We start from the raw sequence: 2,492 nt of genomic DNA on the forward strand, positions 1-2,492 counted from the left end.
CGCGACGAGGTAGTGCAGCACGTCGCGGATGGAGATCGGGTCGATCGGGTTGTCCATCCACTTCGGGATCGGGATCACCGGGAATCGGTCACCGACATAGCGCATCATCTCGAACGACGTCGAGCCCGCGCCGAAGATCACGGCGGCGCCCAGCCATACCAGTTCCGGGCCGCCATCCATGGTCAGCGCCTCGGCCACCTCCGCCCGACTGGTCAGGTGCTCGGATAACTCGCCGTCATCGGGGTCGACCGGTACAAAGCCGCCCAGGTAGACGATGCGGCGCGCATTCGCGTCTTTGGCCGCGGCGGCGACGTTGCCGGCCGCGGCGTGGTCAGCGTCACGGAAGCCGGGTTGGCCGATGGCGTGGACCAGGTAATAGACGACGTCGATCGGGCCCGCACCGGCGAACGCCGCACGCGCCGAATCGGCATCGGCGGCGTCCAGCCTTACCGGCGTGACGTCGTCATACCATCCGAATCGGGCCAGCCGGGCCGGGTCGCGGGTGGCGGCCAGCACCTCATGGCCTGCTTGAAGAAGTGCCGTGACCAGCCGCGATCCGACGTAACCGGTCGCGCCCGTCACGAGAACTCGCACACCCACCTATAGACAATCTGCAGGCGCCTCAAACACCGGAGGCCGCTTCTGCCAACAGCAGTTACGCATACGTTGAATTAGCAGTCAGCCCAGGCACATTGAACCGGCGGCGAAGGAAGCTCGTATTTCCAGTGTGGGCAACCTAATTCCGGGCGCACGTCCCGTGACATCTGACCTGTCCGAACTGACGATCCGAACACCGTCGGTCGCCTCGGTGGCCGTCGAGTTCCCGCCGCACCGGCACAGCCAAGACGAAGTTATTGGCGCCCTAGCCGATTTCGCCGGTCCCGAGTTTCGACGATTCGCCGCCACCAGTGGGGTCCAGACACGCCACCTTGCGCTGCCTTTGTCGCGATACCGAGAGCTCAGCGGCTTCACCGAAGCCAACGACGCCTACCTGGACATCGCCTTGGAGCTGGGTGAGCGGGCATTGAAGTCAGCATTCGCGCAAGCCGAAATCGAGCCGTCCGAGGTCGACGTCGTGTTCTCGACCACGGTCACTGGACTCACCGTTCCCTCGCTGGAAGCGCGGCTGGCGACACGGCTTGGTTTGCGACCCGACGTCAAGCGGGTTCCGCTGTTCGGACTGGGTTGTGTCGCGGGTGCGGCCGGCATCGCGCGCGTACACGATTACCTTCGCGCTTTCCCGAGTCACGTGGCTGCGCTTCTCGCTGTTGAGTTGTGCTCGTTGACCATTCAGCGCGAGGACACTTCGCTCGCAAACCTGGTCGCATCCAGCCTGTTCGGTGACGGCGCCGCCGCGGTTATCGCGACCGGAGCCGACCGGCCGGCAGTCGGGCCCAAACTAGTCGCGACCCGCAGTCGTACCTACCCGGACACCGAGGACGTGCTGGGCTGGAATATCGGCACTAACGGGTTCCAGATCGTCCTGTCCGTCGAAATTGCCTCGGTCGTCGAGAAATACCTTGGTGACGACATCCGTAACTTCCTCGCCGACTTTGGCCTGACCACCGCGGATATCTCAAGGTGGCTCCTGCACGCCGCCGGTCCGAAGGTGATCGACGCGGTTGAAAATGTGGTCGACGTACCGCGGGATGCATTCGAAGTCACTCGAAAGTCTCTGCGCAACAACGGAAATCTCTCGTCTGTCTCCGTGCTGGATATTCTTTCCGACACCATGACCGACCCGCCACCGCCAGGCTCTATGGGACTGATGATCGCCATGGGCCCCGGCTTCTCCGCCGAGCTCGTGCTGCTTAGCTGGTGACATGTACTACCTGCTGATCCTGGTCGTCGGCATCGAACGGCTGATAGAGCTGTTCGTCGCCAAACGCAACGCGCGATGGGCTTTCAGTCAAGGCGGCAAGGAATTCGGTCACCACCACTATCCGGTGATGGTCACCCTTCACACGGCGCTGCTGCTGGGCTGTGTCATCGAAGTGTGGGGCCTGCATCGGCCCTTTATCGGTTGGCTGGGTTGGCCGATGCTCGCCGTGGTGGCAGCCAGCCAGGTGCTGCGCTGGTGGTGTGTAGCGACGCTGGGCCGACGGTGGAACACTCTGGTCATCGTGGTGCCGAACACGCCTTTGGTACGACGAGGTCCGTATAAGTTTCTGCACCACCCGAACTACGTGGCAGTCGTCGCCGAGGGGCTGGCGTTGCCTTTGGTGCACACTGCATGGTTGACAGCCATCGGCTTTACCTTGGCAAACTGGCTGTTGCTGACGGTACGGATCAGAGTCGAGAACGCCGCATTGGGCTACCGGTGACGTGCCGACTCAGGCACGGCGATGAGGAGCGGCGCGGATGACATATGACGCCGACCTGCTGATCGTCGGTGGCGGCCCAGCCGGCCTCGCTTCGGCGATAAACGCTCGCCTACAAGGGCTTTCGGTGATCGTGGCGGAACCCAGAAGCGATCCGATCGACAAGGCGTG

Annotated in this window: 4 protein-coding genes; 3 read left to right on the forward strand and 1 reads right to left on the reverse strand. The window is 63.3% G+C overall.

The annotated features are described in order from the left end of the window. Nucleotides 1-594 (reverse strand): NAD(P)H-binding protein (locus tag VGH54_RS03825; RefSeq protein WP_331510614.1); only part of this gene is annotated, 594 nt, incomplete at its 3' end. Between the two features lie 163 nt (nucleotides 595-757). Between VGH54_RS03825 and VGH54_RS03830 the strand changes: the two genes are divergently transcribed. The 3 genes from VGH54_RS03830 to VGH54_RS03840 form a co-directional block, all read left to right on the forward strand. After that, nucleotides 758-1,822 (forward strand): type III polyketide synthase, encoded by a 1,065-nt coding sequence (locus tag VGH54_RS03830; RefSeq protein WP_331510612.1) that lies wholly within the window; start codon nucleotides 758-760, stop codon nucleotides 1,820-1,822. 1 nt (nucleotide 1,823) lies between these two features. Next, nucleotides 1,824-2,324 (forward strand): isoprenylcysteine carboxyl methyltransferase family protein, encoded by a 501-nt coding sequence (locus VGH54_RS03835; protein ID WP_331510613.1) that lies wholly within the window; start codon nucleotides 1,824-1,826, stop codon nucleotides 2,322-2,324. 37 nt (nucleotides 2,325-2,361) lie between these two features. Beyond that, on the forward strand, nucleotides 2,362-2,492 hold a 131-nt coding region (locus VGH54_RS03840; RefSeq protein ID WP_331510615.1), incomplete at its 3' end, for an FAD-binding protein.

The sequence above is a fragment of the Mycobacterium sp. genome (assembly GCF_036488105.1).
GTDB lineage: Bacteria > Actinomycetota > Actinomycetes > Mycobacteriales > Mycobacteriaceae > Mycobacterium.